Consider the following 15,349-nt stretch of genomic DNA (forward strand, 5'->3'; position numbering starts at 1 on the left):
GCCTTGCCCTGGTCCGGGGCAAGGCGGGGCCTGCGCCCCGGTCACTCTCGGTCCGGGGCGCAGGATTTCTTTACCGATCTGATGCATTGCTTTTCCCATCGGTCTTTGCAAACCGCCTTGCTGTTGTCCCCCAATGCAAGGCGTGTCCGGTGCCCCGGCCTTCCCCAGGCCGGGGCACCTTTTTTATCACAGGGCAGCGAGCATGATACGCCGGAAATTTACCCTTCATTTGCCGGACCCGTCGCCAAGGATTGCCCCCCGGCCTGCGTCTGACCTAATGTGATGTTGATGGACACCTCGGATGAAACCCTTGCCCAAGCCGCAGCCAGCGGCGACCACGCCGCCTTTGCGGCGCTGGTGACCCGGCACTATGACCGGATTTTCGGGCTGGGCTGGCGGTTGACCGGCAGCCGCACAGAGGCCGAGGATCTGGCGCAGGAAATCTGCGCCGTCCTGCCCCACCGCTTGCGCGGCTGGCGGGCCGAGGCGCGGTTCACCACATGGCTGTACCGGGTGGTGGTCAATGCCGCCCATGACGCCCGCCGCCGCGCCGCCGTGCGCAGCCGCGCGGCAGACGGCTGGGGAGATTGGGAAATCGCCCGGCAAGAGGCTATGGCCGAAGACCGCGCCGCACAGGACTGGCTGGCGGGGGCCATGACCCGGCTGCCGGTGGAATTGCGCGACACCGTGGCGCTGGTGCTGGGCGAAGACATGACCCAGGCCGAAGCCGGAATGGTGCTGGGCCTGTCCGAGGGCACGATTGCCTGGCGGATGTCAGAGGTGAAGAAACGGCTGCGCGCCATGGCCACCGAGGAGGCAAAGGCATGACCCGCGACCCCGAATTCGACAAGCTGCGCGCCGCGCTGCAGGCGGCCCCGGCCAGCGACCCGGCGGCCAGGGCCGAAGCGCTGAACCGTGCGATGGCGGCCTATGAAGACTCGGCCCTGTCGCGCCAAGGATCGGCGACTCCGCTGCGTTCCACTGCTGACCGCCCGCCGACGGCGGGCTTTGCAAGCGGAGTGCGCAAGATGCTGAGAGCTTTGACCCTGAAACCCATTCTGGCCGCCACAACCTCTGCCGCAGCGCTTGCGGTCGGGCTGGTGGTCTTCCTGCCACAGGCAGAGGTGCCGACCAGCAGAATGGCCGCGCCGGACCCGGCGCAGCGCAGTGAAGAGATGGCGGCGATGGCCCCTGCTGAGGTTGCAGAACCCGCGCCGGAACCGATGATGACCCGCAAGACCACCCCGGCCCCTGCCGCGCCACAGGGTGGCGCTGCAGATCTGGTGCTGGAGGTGGCCCCGTCCGTCATGTCGGTGCCGGAACCCGGTCTGATGGTCCCGGATGTCGATACCGAGGTCTTTGCCAATGCAGGTGCCAGCCCGGTGCAGGTGACGGCGGAAACCCCGGTCTCTACCTTTTCGGCGGAAGTTGACACCGCGTCTTATGCCATCATCCGCAGCAGCCTGATGGCGGGCAGCCTGCCGCCACCCGATGCGGTGCGGGTAGAGGAAATGCTGAACTATTTCCCCTACACCTACCCCGCACCCGAAGCCGGAGAGCCGCCGTTCCGCCCCAGCATCACCGTGATGCCGACCCCTTGGAACCCAGACACGCGGCTGGTGCAGATCGGGTTGCAAGGCCGCATGCCCGAAGTGGCGGCGCGGCCGCCGCTGAACCTTGTATTGCTGATCGACACCTCGGGGTCGATGAATGAACCGGGCAAACTGCCGCTGCTCAAACAATCGCTGGGGCTGATGCTGGCCGAACTGCGCCCCGAAGATCAGGTTGCCATCGTCGCCTATGCCGGATCGGTGGGCGAAGTGCTGGCCCCGACGCCAGCGGGCGAACGCGCCACCATTCTGGCGGCACTCGACCGGCTGGATGCGGGCGGGGCGACGGCGGGCGCGGCGGGGCTGACGCTGGCCTACCGCCTTGCCGAAGGCATGACGGCGGCAGGTGAGGTCAGCCGCATTCTGCTGGCCACCGATGGCGATTTCAACCTTGGCGTCGATGATCCCGAAGGGCTGGAGGCCTTTGTCGCCCGCAAGCGCAAGACCGGGGTCTACCTGTCGGTGCTGGGCTTTGGCCGGGGCAATCTGGATGATGCGGTGATGCAGTCGCTGGCGCAGAACGGCAACGGCACGGCAGCTTATATCGACACTCTGCTGGAGGCGCGCAAGGTGCTGGTGGACCAGCTGACCGGGGTATTGTTCCCGATTGCCGATGACGTGAAGGTCCAGGTCGAATGGAACCCGGAACAGGTCGCCGAATACCGGCTGATCGGCTATGAAACCCGCGCGCTGCGGCGCGAGGATTTCAACATTGACGCGGTGGACGCGGGCGAGATCGGGGCGGGCCATCAGGTCACGGCGATCTATGAGGTGACGGCCCCCGGCAGCCCGGCCCTGCGCCACGACCCGCTGCGCTATGGCGCGCCAGTCGCAGACGCGATGGCGGATGAGGCCGCAACCGGGGATATTGTAGAGGGTGCACCCGAGCTTGGCTTTCTGCGCCTGCGCTACAAGGCCCCGGGGGAATCGGTCAGCGCCCTGATTGAAGCACCGATCGTGGCGGGTGGCGAGGTGGGGGATGGTGCCCGCTTTGCCAGTGCCGTCGCCGGGTTCGGCCAGTTGCTGCGCGGATCGGTCTATCTGGGTGATTGGGGATGGGACGAGGCGATCACGCTGGCAGAGGCGAGCCGTGGCGAAGACCGCTTTGGCTACCGGAATGAGGCGGTGACGCTGATGCGGCTGGCGCAATCGCTGGCACAATAGGCAAAACCGCCAGAAAAAGGCCCGCCGGACCATGTCCGGCGGGCCTTACGTCAAACCACAGCCGTGATCAGTTCACGGTGCTTTCCAGCGCCTTGGCCTGCACGTCGGACGCACGGCCGATCTCGATCCGGCGGGGCTTCAGCGCCTCGGGCGTTTCGCGGATCAGGTCGATGTGCAGCATGCCATGGGCATGTTCGGCCCCGGTCACACGCACATGATCGGCCAGTGCAAAGCGGCGCTCAAACGCGCGGGTGGCGATGCCACGGTGCAGGTAGGTTTTGCCCTCGGCCTCGGGGGCCTTGCGGGCGGTGACATACAGCGCCCCTTCCTTCACCTCGACCGACAGCTCGTCAGGGGTGAAACCGGCGACTGCGACAGAGATGCGGTAGGCATCTTCGTCCGTCTTTTCAATGTTGTAGGGTGGGTAGGTCGGTTGCGCCACATCCGTGGTCAGGGCGCGGTCGACCAGATCGGCGATGCGGTCGAAGCCGACGGTGGCACGATAGAGCGGGGCAAGATCAAAGTTACGCATGGGTCATCCTTTTCAAAAGCGATGCAGTGGAAAGGCCCCCGGTCAGGGGCGGCCAGTCAAAGGTCCGGGCCCGTTGTGGCACCCGGATGAGGGAAATTTAGGAAGCCCAAAACCCGGTTTCAAGGGGACTGCCGCCACGCGCAACCACCCGTCCCGGCGCGCTCAGGGCTGAACGAATTTTCCGCCCGACCCGCCCGACAACACCCGCACATTGGCCGGTCGCAGGCGCGACCCGCCCTCGGCCAGCTTATCGCGCAAAAAGGCCACATGATCGGCCAACGGTGTGCCAAGCGAGACCTTGCGGCCATCCACTTCGGCCTTGGCGGAAATCACCGAGACGATGCGCAAGGTGCCGTCGCGCAGCGAAAACACCGGCGCACCGGACGATCCGAAATCGACATCGCAGGACAGCACCAGCGTGTCCAGCCCGTCGCCGACGGGTTTCAGCACCACCCCGGCCCGCAGCATGGATTGCCGGCCCAGCACATGGCAGACCTGTTGCAGCGACGGAGCCTCGGCCCGGTCCTGCGCGTAAGACACCACGCCGACCTCGTCGCCGGTGGCGGGCCGCGCGTCGGTGGAATAGGGCCGGACTGACGGCAGGCGGATGGGCTGATCCAGCTGCAACAGTGCCACATCAAATGGCACCCGCTGCATGTTGTCGCCGCCGCCATAGACATATTCCGGATGCGCCAATGCCCGGCGCACCCCGCGATAGGCCGCCGCCCGCCCGTTACGCCAACCCGCCAGAAACCGGATTGTCGAGGCGTCAATGCTGACCCCGGTCTCCTTGTCGAACAGGCAATGCGCCGCGGTCAGCACCAGATCTTCGTCAATCAGCGCCCCGGTGCAAAAGCCCCGGTCGCCCAGATCGAGCCGCCCCACCGCCTCGAACCCGCGTGAATCGTCGCCGGTCTGCAAGGACCGCAAGCCCTGATCCTGCGCCCGCGCAGTCCCGGTCAGTCCAGACGCGGTCAGCATCAGCACCAGACCCGCGGCAACCATGGCATTCCTGAACCGCATAGACCCTCCGTTGCCTGCAACCCTGCACGATCTTTCACGGTGCAGTGCCTGCCCAATCTGGCCGTTTTATGGCCCGGTGTTTTATGGCGCGGTATGGCTCAAATGACCACCGCTGTCGCCAAAGACACGCCCACGCCCTCGCCTCTGCGCGCGATGCTTGCCCGGAGTCATGCTTCGCGGTACACTGGCCGACATAATAATAAACTCAGAGGCGAGCAAATGATCTACAGAGTTCTGACACCCCTTCCCCTGATTCTGGCGCTGGCCACTCCGGTTGCCGCTGACCCGACGGTCGGGCTTGGCCTGACCTTCACCTGGGGCGGCGGGTCGCAAGGCGATACCGGCCTTGGTGTGCGGGTATTTTCGGACGATGAGCGCAAAAAATTCGCCGGCACGGTCGGCGTCGATTTCATGCTGGGATCGCAGTCGGTCCGCCCCAATGTCGGCATCGCCTATCTGGCGCGCGACAGCTATGTCGGCATGGACGTCGGCTTCGGCCTTGACGGCAGCGGCGCGAATGTCGGCGTTGGCGCAGGTCTGGCGGCCGATACGAAGTAACCGGCGACCCTGCCCGGGATCATCGTTCCGGCAGCCCGCTGACTTGTCATCCCTCCGGCCCCGCCGTGCCAAGCGCCCGGGGCCGGGGCCCGCCGGTGGCCCAGTCCAGCAGTTCCACCGTATGGACGACCGGCACGCCGGTGGCCGAACCGATCTGCATCATGCAGCCGATATTGCCCGCCGCGATGATATCGGGCGCTTTCGCTTCCAGCGTCTGCACCTTGCGCGCCTTCAGCTGCTGGCTGATCTCGGGCTGCAACAGGTTGTAGGTGCCGGCTGATCCGCAGCACAGGTGGCTGTCCGCCGGTTCCACCACCGTGAACCCCGCCCGCTTCAGAAGGTCTTTCGGCAGGGTCTTGATCTGCTGGCCATGCTGCAGGCTGCAGGCGGCGTGATAGGCCACCTTGATGCCTTTGGGCGCGCCCTCGGGCAAAGTCAGTTTCGTCAGCACTTCAGACACATCCATCGCCAGCCCGGCAATGGTGGCAGCCTCTGCCGCCAGCGGATCGGTGCGGAACATATGGCCGTAATCCTTGATCGTGGTGCCACAACCAGAGGTGTTGATCACAATCGCATCCAGCCCTGCGCCGTTTTTCTCGGCCATCCAAGCCCTGATATTGGCGGCAGCCGAGGTGTGGGACAGGTCCGACTTGCCCATATGATGGGTCAAAGCCCCGCAGCAGCCAGCACCCTGCGCCACCACCACCTCGGCCCCCAGCCGACGCAGCAGACGGATGGTGGCGTCGTTGATATCGGTATTCAGTGCCTTTTGCGCACAGCCGGTCATCAACGCCACCCGCATCCGCTTTGGCGCAAGGGACGCAAACACCTGCGGGTCATCATTGCGACTGACAGGGGGAATTTTCACCGCCGCCATATCCAGCATCGCCCGCAACCGCGCATCGGGCACAAGCGCACGGAACGGCCGCGCCAGCTTCGCCCCCAGCATCGCCACCCGGAACCGCATGGGGTGCGGGATGATCCACGCCAGCACCGCGCGCAACATGCGGTCCATCAACGGGCGCTTATAAGTCGCCTCGATATAGGCGCGCGCGTGGTCTACCAGATGCATGTAATGCACCCCCGACGGACAGGTCGTCATGCAGGCAAGGCAGGACAGGCAGCGGTCGATGTGCTTGACCGTCTGCGCGTCGGCAGGGCGGCCCTGTTCCAGCATGTCCTTGATCAGGTAAATCCGGCCGCGCGGGCTGTCCAGCTCGTCGCCCAGCACCTGATAGGTCGGGCAGGTCGCGGTACAAAAACCGCAATGCACGCAGGACCGCAGCACCTCATTGGCGCGGGCAATACCGGGGTCTTTCAGCTGATCAGGGGTAAAGGTGGTCTGCATGTCATGCCCCCATCAGGCCAGAGTTCAGAATGCCGCGCGGATCGAACTTCGCCCGCAACCCGCGCGTCAGCGCCGCCACGCCGGGCGGTTCCGGTTGAAACGCACCCGGCCCGTCACCGCGCACCCGCGTCGCATGGCCCTGAAACACGCCGATCTGCGCGCGCAGATCGGCCCCGGCCCCGGCCAGCACCCAGATCAGCCCGCCGCCCCAGTCGTACAGCACCTCTGCATCCCCAAGCCGCGCCACCAGCCCCGGCGCATCTGATGGCTTGACTGAGATGCGCCAGACATCGCCCGCGCGCGCCTGAAACGGCACCACATCGCGGATACCGGCCCAACGTGCAGTGCCTTCTTCCAGCTCCGCCGCGCCAAAGGCTGCTAGATGCCGCTGCAACTGCCCGGCACGATAGGCGACAGAAGCCGCAAACCCCTCGATCCGCAGGAACGTGCCCTGCCCCGGCCAATACGCGGCGCCGTTCACCTCAAAGGGCGACCCAAGCGCAGCGGCCATCGCCTGCACCGCCTGCGCATCGGTCAGCCCGCGCAAGATCAGCGTCGCCCCCGTCTCCGGCACCGGCAGCAGCTTGAAGCTGACCTCGCTTAAAACGCCCAACGTGCCCCAGGACCCGGCCATCAGCTTGACCAGATCATAGCCGGTGACGTTCTTCATCACCCGCCCGCCATTCTTGATCACGGTGCCCGAGCCATCAACAAAGCGCACCCCGATCAGGCTGTCACGTGCCGCCCCCGCCTGCACCCGGCGCGGGCCGCTGGCATTGGCCGCCACCACGCCGCCCAGTGTGCTGTCGCCCGTGCGCCCCAGCAGCCCGCGCATGTCCGGCACCTCGAACGGCAATCGCTGCCCCTCCGCCGCCAGCAGCGCTTCCACCTGCGCCAAGGGCGTCCCTGCCCCTGCCACCAGCGTCAGTGCGCCGGGTTCATACAGCACCACGCCGGACAGACCGCCGGTTTCCAGCACCTCTCCGGTACACGCCCCAACAGACCGCGTGCCCCCGCCGCGCACGACAACCGACCCATTGGTCGCACGGATGATCTCGGCCAGTTCGGCCTCATTCGCAGGACGCATTCCCTGCCCCTTCATCTTGACAAAAATACTCCGGGTAGCTCATTGGTTTCGCCATTGGTTCGAGAAACCAATGAGCTGGGGGCAGAGCCCCAGTCCACCACTTCATGCCGCGCGACGGCTGGCTGTCACCACAAGCGGGAACACCTTGGCAGGGTTCAGCAGCCATTTCGGATCAAACACATCCTTGACCCACAACTGCGCCTCCAGATCGTCGGGCGCAAACTGCACCCCCATCAGATCGCGTTTTTCGATCCCCACGCCATGTTCGCCGGTCAGACAACCGCCGACCTCGACGCACAGCCGCAAAATGTCGGCCCCCAACGCCTCACACCGCTCCAGATCGCCGGGCTTGTTGGCGTCGAACAGGATCAGCGGGTGCATGTTGCCGTCGCCCGCGTGGAACACATTGGCCACATCCAGCCCGATCTCTTTCGACATCTCTGCAATCCGGCGCAGCACGTAAGGCAGCGAGGACACCGGAATCGTGCCATCCAGACACATGTAATCATTGATCTGCCCCATCGCGCCAAAGGCCGATTTGCGGCCCAGCCAGATGCGTTTGGCCTGATCCTCATCCGCCGCCTCGCGGAACTCCACCGGGTTGTGGCGCAGCGCGATGGTTTTGATCAGCGCCAGCTGTTCGTCGATCTCGGCAGGGCTGCCCTCGACCTCGATGATCAGCAGCGCCTCGCAATTGGGGTAACCCGCCTTGGCAAAGGCCTCGGTCGCCTCGATGCAGGGCCGGTCCATGAATTCGATCGCCACCGGCAGCACGCCCGCCTTGATGATATCGGACACGCATTCGCCCGCCACCTCGTTGCTGTCGAACCCCACCAGCACCGGCCGCGCGCCCTCTGGCTTGGGCAGAATGCGCAAGGTGGCTTCCGTCACCACGCCCAATTGCCCCTCGGACCCGCAGATCACGCCCAGCAGGTCCAGCCCACCGGCATCCATATGCGCGCCACCGATTTCCAGCACGGTGCCGTCCATCTGCACCAGCGTCACCCCCAGCAGGTTATTGGTCGTCACCCCGTATTTCAGGCAATGCGCCCCGCCGGAATTCATCGCGATATTGCCAGCGATGGCGCAGGCCAGCTGGCTGGACGGATCGGGCGCGTAGAAGAACCCGTCCGCCTCTACTGCCCCGGTGACGCTCAGGTTGGTGCGGCCTGACTGCACCCGGATAAAGCGGTTGTCGTAATCGGTTTCCAGCACCGCAGTCATCCGCGCCACGCCAAGGATCACACAATCCGCCGTCGGCAGGGCACCGCCAGCGAGCGAAGTGCCCGACCCGCGCGGCACCACCGGCACGCCCTCTTCATGGCAGATCCGCAGCACGTCTGACACTTCGGCGGTGGTGCGCGGCAGCACAACGGCCAGCGGCGGGCAGCGATAGGCGGTCAGCGCGTCGCATTCATAGGCGCGGGTTTCCGCCGCATCCTCGATCACGGCATCGGGCGGCAGAACCATGCGCAGCCGGGCCACAATCTGCGGCTTGGCTGACAGAACCATGCTGTTTGGCGCGGGCATTTCCATCGGCGTTCCCCTGACAAAGTGGTGAAACTGGTATACGTTGCCAAGCATACCCCAGGGATTGGTAAAATGAAATAACCAATTTTGCCATGGGAAAGCGTTTTGGCTTTGGCTACAGTCCACGCATGACATCTTTGTTCGCCACATTTTCGCTGGACGTGCTGGACGCCATCGCCCTTACGGCTCTGGTCGTGTCTTGGGCCGCCACTGGCTGGCTGGCCGAGCACCCGCCCGCATCGCGGCCCTCGGTGTCGGCGCTGATGGCCGGATACCGCAGCGAATGGCTGCGCCAGTTCGTCACCCGGTCGCCCCGTATCTTCGATGCCAATATCATCGACTCGCTGCGGCAAAGCACGGCTTTTTTCGCCTCGGCCTCGATGATCGCCATCGGCGGCGGCGTCGCGCTGATCGGCAATGTGACCACGCTGGAAGGGCTGGCCCATGACCTGACGATCGAGGCGGCGGGGGTGCGGGTAGAGCTGAAGATCATTCTTGTGCTGCTGTTTCTGGCCAATGCGCTGCTGAAATTCGTCTGGGCTCACCGGCTGTTCGGCTATTGCGCGATTCTGATGGCGGCGGTGCCGAATGATGTGTCAGACCGGCGCGCCTATCCGCGGGCCGAACAGGCGGCCAAGATCAACATCACGGCGGCCAAAAGCTTTAACCGCGGGCTGCAATCGATCTACTTCGCGCTGGCCGCCATTACCTGGCTGCTGGGGCCTTGGGCGCTGATCGTCGCCACGGTGGTCACCTGTTTCGTGCTGCTGCGCCGTGAATTCGCCTCGGCCTCGCGTGAGGTGATGCTGGACCGCTGACGCCGTGCCTACGCCTTGCGCGCGCCCCTGCGGCCTTCGATCAGCCAGGCGGTGATGGCAAATCCCGCCACCAGCAGCAGCCATGCCCAACCCGGCAACAGCGCCGCCACCCGCACATCCTGCGTCATGTAAGCCCCGCGCGGGGTGATCCCGATCCAGCCGCGCCCCGAGGCTGGCCGCCCGTCGCGCACGTTTCGCACATCGGGTGCGCCGTCCGACAGGCGCAGCACCCCGCCATTGGTGGCGGCCACCGCCCCGGCCAGCGGCTCGCCCGAGCCGATGGTTTCCACAAATTCACGCGGCGACGATGGACCAATGGCCACCACACGGCTCAGATCACCCTGTTCCAGCCTGTAGAGTCCCACCGTCGGGGCCTCGAACACCGCCTCATGCCTCCCGGGCGAGACCTCATCCAGCGGCAGCGCGGTTTCCGCGCCATCCGGGCCGGTGACCGTGACATCACCGGGCGGGGTTTCTTCAATGCTGCGGCGGATCACGGTCAGGGTCTGGCCCGACACGGTGCCGGTCAGGGTTTCCTCTTCCAGCTCCGGCTCTTTCAGCATCCAGTGCGCCAGACGGCGCAGCAATTCCAGCTGAGGCCCGCCGCCCTCATAGCCGCGCCCCCACAGCCAGGCATGATCAGAGGCAAGGATCGCCACCCGCCCCTCCTCTACCCGGTTCAGGATCAGCAGTGGCCGGTTGTCCGGCCCTTCCATCACCACCTGCCCCGCGCGCGGGATCACATCCACCATGCGGAACCAGCGGCCCCAGCCGCCTTCGGGGGCCAGATCCTCCAACCCTTCGGTCACCGGATGGCGACGGCCAAGCTCGGTCAACTCCGGCTGAAAACCGCCTTCGATCACGCGGGCAGTCGGGTCGGCAGGCAGAATTTCCGCGAGGGGAGAGCGCCACAAACTGTCCACCGCGCCATATTCCGGCCCGGCAGCCACCAGCACCGTGCCGCCCCTACGCACGTAATTCACGATGTTGTCCATATAAGACATCGGCAGGATGCCCCGCATCGAATAGCGGTCGAACACGATCAGATCAAATTCCTCGATCTTTTCCACAAACAATTCCCGGGTAGGAAAGGCGATCAGCGACAGTTCCGAAACCGGAATGCCATCCTGTTTTTCCGGCGGGCGCAGGATGGTGAAATGCACCAGATCCACGCTCGCATCCGATTTCAGCAGGTTGCGCCAGACCCGCTCGCCCGCATGCGGCTCACCCGAGACCAGCAGCACCCGCAAGCGGTCGCGCACACCGTTGATCTGCACCACGGCGGCGTTGTTGCGGTCGGTCAACTCACCCTCCGCCGTGGCGACAGTAAACTGCAGCACGTTCATCCCGCCATGCGGCAGGGTCACGGGCAGTTCCAGATCCTCACCCACCGGCACGGTATAGGTTTGCGGCGCATCGGCATCGACCGCGATGGTCAGTTCCGCCATCGGGCTGACGGATGCGGGCACCGCGCCCTGATCTTCGATCCGCAGGGTCAGCATCACCTCTTCGCCCAGGATCGCAAAGGCGGGGGCGTTCTTCACGATCAGCCGCCGGTCCCAGTCCTCGGGCTCGCCGGTCAGCAACAGGTGCAGCGGCGCGGGCATGTTGGGGGCGATGCCAAGGTCATGCACCTGCCCGTCGCTGATGATCACCGCCCCGGCCACCCGTGCGCGGGGTTCCTCGGCCAGCGCTTCGGCCAGAGCGGTCATCGCCAGTGTACCGGCATCCTCTGGCCCGTCGCCCACCCGGGTCACGCGCAGTTCGGTGTTTTCCAGCGCCGCGACCTCGGCCTGCAAGGCCGCAAGCGCCCGCGCGGTCTGGCCCGGGCGGTCCGACAGCTGCTGGCTGGCACTGTCATCCACCACTGCGATCACGATGTCCGATTGCGAGCTGCGATCTTCCTCCTGCAGTGCCGGGTTGGCCAGCGCCAACAGCACCAGCGCCGCCGTCGCCGCGCGAAGCCACCAACCCGACAGCCCGCGCATCACCGCCAGCGCCAGCAGCACCACGGCAAAGGCCAGCGCGCCCCAGATCATCGGCCACGGAATCAGCGGCGCAAACACAAGGCTTTGCATCATTGGCCAAGCCTTTCCAGCAGGGCAGGCACATGGACCTGATCAGATTTATAATTGCCCGTCAGCACATGCATGATCAGGTTGACCCCGAAGCGATACGCCAGCTCGCGCTGCCTCTCACCGGCAAAACCACGCCCTACCGGCAACAGCGGCGCGCCATTCGCCCCCACCGCCCAGGCAGAGGCCCAGTCATTGCCGCCGATCACCACTGGCGTCACCCCGTCATTCAGGTTGCGGAACGGCATCCCGTCCACCTGTTCGGCATCCGGCGGGGCTGCTTCGACCCACAGCGGGCTGCGCTGATGACGGCCGGGGAAGTCTTGCAGCAGATAGAAGGTGCGGGTCAGCACATGATCAGCCGGAATCTGCTCCAGCGGCGGAATGTTCAGCCCGGCGGCAAGGCGCTGCAGATGCTGCCCCTCGGGCGAGGTACCGCCCGCCAGATCGGCGTCGCGGGTGTCGAACAGGATCATCCCGCCAGTGCGCAGATAATCGTTCAGCTTGGAATAGGCGGTGGCTGAAGGCAGCGGCTGTGAAGTCGACACAGGCCAGTACAGGAACGGGAAAAACGCCAGCTCATCGGTTTCAATGTTCACGCCCACCGGCGCATCCGGCTCGATCGAGGTCCGCTGCCACAGGATCTCACCCAAGCCCAGAAGCCCGGCCGCCGCCGTGTCATCCAGCCGCGAGTCTCCGGTCAGCACATGCGCCAGCACAAGGCCCGTCGTCGCCTCCAGCGCCTTGGCGTCATCGGGCATGGTCTGGGCCTGTGCTTCAGGGCTGATCATCATCAGTGCCGCCAGCACCGCCGCCCCGCGGGCAAACCCCGCCAGACGGCCCGACACCCAAAGCGCCGCAAGAATATCCAGCATCAGCAGCACCAGCCCCCCCGACAAAAACGCGCCCTTCAGCGCCTGTTCGGGCGGCGCGTCCAGTCCCTCAATAACCGTACCCGATGGCCATGTCGCCGCCGCCAGCGTGGTTTCCGCCGCAATCACATTCAGCGCGACCCGCCGGTCTGCCCCGGCGTAAAGGCCCGGCGGCTGGTCGGGGCCGGGGCCTGCGGTCATCGCATCCGCCAGAACCTCGCCCGGCTGCCCCGGCAGATCGCCCGCTTCCTGCGGTTGGCCATAGGCGTCCAGCACCAGCTCGGGCACCCAGATCTGGCCCGCCAGATCGGCGGCTTCCGGGGCGACGGGCCGAGTGGACACGGCAAGCCGCTCCAGCATCGACATGAACAGACCCGACAGCGGCAGGCTGGACCATTCGGCATTCGCCGTCACATGCACCAGCACCACTTGCCCCTGCCCCACCACCTTGCGGGTGACCAGCGGCGTACCATCGGCAAGTGCCGCAATCGTGCGGTCTGCCAGTTCGGGGTCTGGCTGGGCCAGCACCTGTGCGGTCACGGCCACATCGGCGGGCAAGGGCAGGCCGTGGAACGGCGACCCCTCGGGGAACGGGGCCAGAGTTTTCGGCTCGCCCCAGCTCATGGCCCCCCCCACCGCGCGTCCGCCTTCGCGCAGGCGCACCGGCATCAACGGGTCTTCAGTGCTGCGGCTGATATCGGACGCCGCCATCTGCGGCCCGGCAAAGCGCAACAGCAGCCCGCCGGTGTCCAGCCAGTCCAGCAGCGCATCGGTGTCCGATTGCGACAGCCGCGCCACATCGGCCATGATCACCACATCGGGGGATGCCAGCAGCAGGTGGTCGGTCAATGACCCTTCCATCAGGTCGGCCACAGGCTCCAACGCCTGCCGCAGGTAATGCAGCGGCGAAAGCAATTGCAGCCCCTCCCGGTCGGCGCCGCCACCGATCAGCGCGACCTTGCGGCGTTTCAGGCTGTCATCGGTCAGACTGACCGCCCCGGCTGAGCGCAGGCCCGCGATTTCAAACCGGGTGATCCGGTTGCGCAATTCCGGCGGCAGCGACAGGGCGGCTTCGGCCCGCTCTGCACCCGCCCCGAACTCAAGCGAAAGCCGCGCCAGTTCGCGTTCAACGCCAGACGGATCAGGCCCACGCGCCGACAGCTCGACCGACACCGAGTCGGCGGCGGGCAGCCGGGTGGCAGCCAGCTGGATTGCGCCGTCTTCATACAGCGCCGGATGCAGGGCAAACACCGGGCGCGGGCTTTCGAACACGGTTACGGTCCCCTTGGCCTCCAGCGCCGAAATCAAGGTGCCCCGGCCCGGATGATCCAGGCCATCCGACAGCCAGAAGGTGTCAAACGCCCCCTCGGGCAGCGTGCCCGCCCATCCGGACAGATCGCGCGGCGACCATGCCTGCGGCGTCACCCCGGCCAGCCGGGTCGCCACCGCATCGGCAGCCTGAAACGCCACCTGCCCCGGCGTATCGGTCAGCCGGATCACGGCGACCGGGCGGCCATCGCGCGCGGCCTCGTCGATCAGGGCGGATGCCCGGTCCAACCGGCGCGGCCAGTCGCGCGCATCGGCCCATGTCGCATCCATCGCGATCAGCAACGGCCCATTGCCCGCCTGACGTTCGACCGGGTTCAGCACCGGCCCGGCAAAGGCGATGATGGCCGCCGCAATCGCCGCCATGCGCAACAGCAGCAACCACCACGGCGTCTTGTCCGCCTCGGCCTCTTCATCGCGCAGGCCCAGCAGCAGCGCCACACCCGGAAACCGCCGCCGGATCGGCGCAGGCGGCACCGCGCGCAGCAAGAGCCACAGCACGGGCAGCGCGATCAGCCCCAGCAAAAGCATGGGCGTGGCAAAGCCGATGGGGCCAAGCATGAACATCAGCGCCCCCCCTGCAATGCGGAATAAATCCACAGCAAACCCGCCTGCGCCGGTTGCCCCGTGTGATGCGTGGTCACATGCCAGCCCACCGCGCGGGCGAGATCGGCCAGCCGGTCCTTGCGCTCGGCCAGCCGCGCAAGGTAGCGCGCCCGCAGATCGCCCGCCTGCTGGGTTTCGTGCCGCATGCCGCCGCCCATCGATTCAAACACCGTGCGACCGGAAAACGGAAACTCCTCCTCCGCCGGGTCCAGCACCTGCACCAGCGCGCCGCGCACCCCGCGGTCGGCGGCGGCGGTCAGGGTCGCCTCTAGCGCGCCAAGATCGCCAAAGAAATCCGACAGGAACAGCGCGCGGCCATGGCTGACCATTCCGGTGGCCGATGGGGTGCCATATTCGCCACCCTCGGCCAAACCCGACAGCACCGCAGCCAGCTTCACAATCTGCGCGCGGCCCGGGCGCGGCGGGGCGGCGTCGCCCGCCAGCCCCACACGTTCGCCCGCCCGCAGCAGCAGCACCGCCGTGGCCAGTGCCAGCACCTTGGCGCGATCCGATTTCGGCGCGCGCGCCTTGTCGCCCGAAAACGCCATCGACTTCGCCGGATCGACCCAAAGCGTGACTGATTGCGCCGCCTGCCATTCGCGTTCGCGCACGAAATGCGCGTCGCCGCGCGCAGACCGGCGCCAGTCGATCAGCCGCGCCGAATCGCCGGCATTCACCGGGCGGTATTGCCAGAATTCATCCCCCTGCCCCGCGCGCCTGCGCCCGTGTTCGCCCATCATCACGGTGGCGGCCAGCAGCTCTGCTTCTGCCATCAGCGGCGGCAGCGACTGGCCAAGCGC

The 15,349-nt window shown here is 66.3% G+C and carries 12 protein-coding genes; 4 read left to right on the forward strand and 8 right to left on the reverse strand.

What is annotated here, in order from left to right; all coding sequences use genetic code 11:
* The first annotated feature begins 288 nt into the window (after positions 1-288).
* Together Q7J44_RS17055 and Q7J44_RS17060 are read left to right on the forward strand one after the other, a co-directional pair.
* The gene (locus Q7J44_RS17055) at positions 289-828 is read left to right on the forward strand and encodes an RNA polymerase sigma factor (protein WP_304881920.1); all 540 of its coding nucleotides are present in this window, start codon (positions 289-291) and stop codon (positions 826-828) included.
* Positions 825-2,774 (forward strand): von Willebrand factor type A domain-containing protein, encoded by a 1,950-nt coding sequence (locus tag Q7J44_RS17060; RefSeq protein WP_304881922.1) that lies wholly within the window; start codon positions 825-827, stop codon positions 2,772-2,774. The genes Q7J44_RS17055 and Q7J44_RS17060 overlap by 4 nt, the downstream gene beginning before the upstream one ends.
* Positions 2,775-2,841: 67 nt before the next feature.
* Here Q7J44_RS17060 and Q7J44_RS17065 read toward each other — a convergent pair whose 3' ends face one another.
* Positions 2,842-3,306, reverse strand: a complete 465-nt coding sequence (locus tag Q7J44_RS17065) for an Hsp20 family protein (RefSeq protein WP_304881924.1) — start codon at positions 3,304-3,306, stop codon at positions 2,842-2,844.
* Positions 3,307-3,468: 162 nt separating this feature from the next.
* Complete coding sequence (locus tag Q7J44_RS17070; RefSeq protein ID WP_370693028.1) at positions 3,469-4,329, reverse strand: serine protease; 861 nt, start codon at positions 4,327-4,329, stop codon at positions 3,469-3,471.
* 219 nt (positions 4,330-4,548) lie between these two features.
* Here Q7J44_RS17070 and Q7J44_RS17075 point away from each other — a divergent pair, with 219 nt between their 5' ends.
* The gene (locus tag Q7J44_RS17075) at positions 4,549-4,887 is read left to right on the forward strand and encodes a hypothetical protein (RefSeq protein ID WP_304881926.1); all 339 of its coding nucleotides are present in this window, start codon (positions 4,549-4,551) and stop codon (positions 4,885-4,887) included.
* Between the two features lie 46 nt (positions 4,888-4,933).
* Here the strand turns inward: Q7J44_RS17075 and glcF are convergent, their stop codons facing one another.
* The 3 genes from glcF to Q7J44_RS17090 all read right to left on the reverse strand — a co-directional run bounded on the left by glcF (position 4,934) and on the right by Q7J44_RS17090 (position 8,858).
* Positions 4,934-6,235, reverse strand: a complete 1,302-nt coding sequence (gene glcF, locus Q7J44_RS17080) for a glycolate oxidase subunit GlcF (protein ID WP_304881928.1) — start codon at positions 6,233-6,235, stop codon at positions 4,934-4,936.
* Between the two features lies 1 nt (position 6,236).
* Entirely contained in the window at positions 6,237-7,322 is a 1,086-nt protein-coding gene (locus tag Q7J44_RS17085) for an FAD-binding protein (RefSeq protein WP_304881930.1), read from the reverse strand.
* A gap of 102 nt (positions 7,323-7,424) precedes the next feature.
* Positions 7,425-8,858, reverse strand: coding sequence for an FAD-linked oxidase C-terminal domain-containing protein (locus Q7J44_RS17090; protein ID WP_304881932.1), 1,434 nt, complete (start codon positions 8,856-8,858; stop codon positions 7,425-7,427).
* Between the two features lie 122 nt (positions 8,859-8,980).
* On the opposite strand from Q7J44_RS17090, the gene Q7J44_RS17095 reads away from it, so the two are divergent.
* Positions 8,981-9,670: a DUF599 domain-containing protein gene (locus tag Q7J44_RS17095; RefSeq protein WP_304881934.1), complete on the forward strand. Its 690-nt coding sequence runs from the start codon at positions 8,981-8,983 to the stop codon at positions 9,668-9,670.
* Positions 9,671-9,678: 8 nt separating this feature from the next.
* Here the strand turns inward: Q7J44_RS17095 and Q7J44_RS17100 are convergent, their stop codons facing one another.
* The 3 genes from Q7J44_RS17100 to Q7J44_RS17110 are packed head-to-tail and all read right to left on the reverse strand — an operon-like array spanning position 9,679 to position 15,322.
* A complete protein-coding gene (locus tag Q7J44_RS17100) occupies positions 9,679-11,748 on the reverse strand; it encodes a hypothetical protein (RefSeq protein ID WP_304882035.1) in 2,070 nt (689 codons plus the stop codon).
* Entirely contained in the window at positions 11,748-14,510 is a 2,763-nt protein-coding gene (locus Q7J44_RS17105; RefSeq protein WP_304881936.1) for a DUF4159 domain-containing protein, read from the reverse strand. Before Q7J44_RS17105 ends, Q7J44_RS17100 begins: the two co-directional genes overlap by 1 nt.
* Complete coding sequence (locus tag Q7J44_RS17110; RefSeq protein WP_304882037.1) at positions 14,510-15,322, reverse strand: DUF58 domain-containing protein; 813 nt, start codon at positions 15,320-15,322, stop codon at positions 14,510-14,512. The genes Q7J44_RS17105 and Q7J44_RS17110 overlap by 1 nt, the downstream gene beginning before the upstream one ends.
* Between the last annotated feature and the right edge of the window lie 27 nt (positions 15,323-15,349).

Source organism: Pseudotabrizicola sp. (genome assembly GCF_030656345.1).
In the GTDB taxonomy this organism is placed as follows: Bacteria; Pseudomonadota; Alphaproteobacteria; order Rhodobacterales; family Rhodobacteraceae; genus Pseudotabrizicola.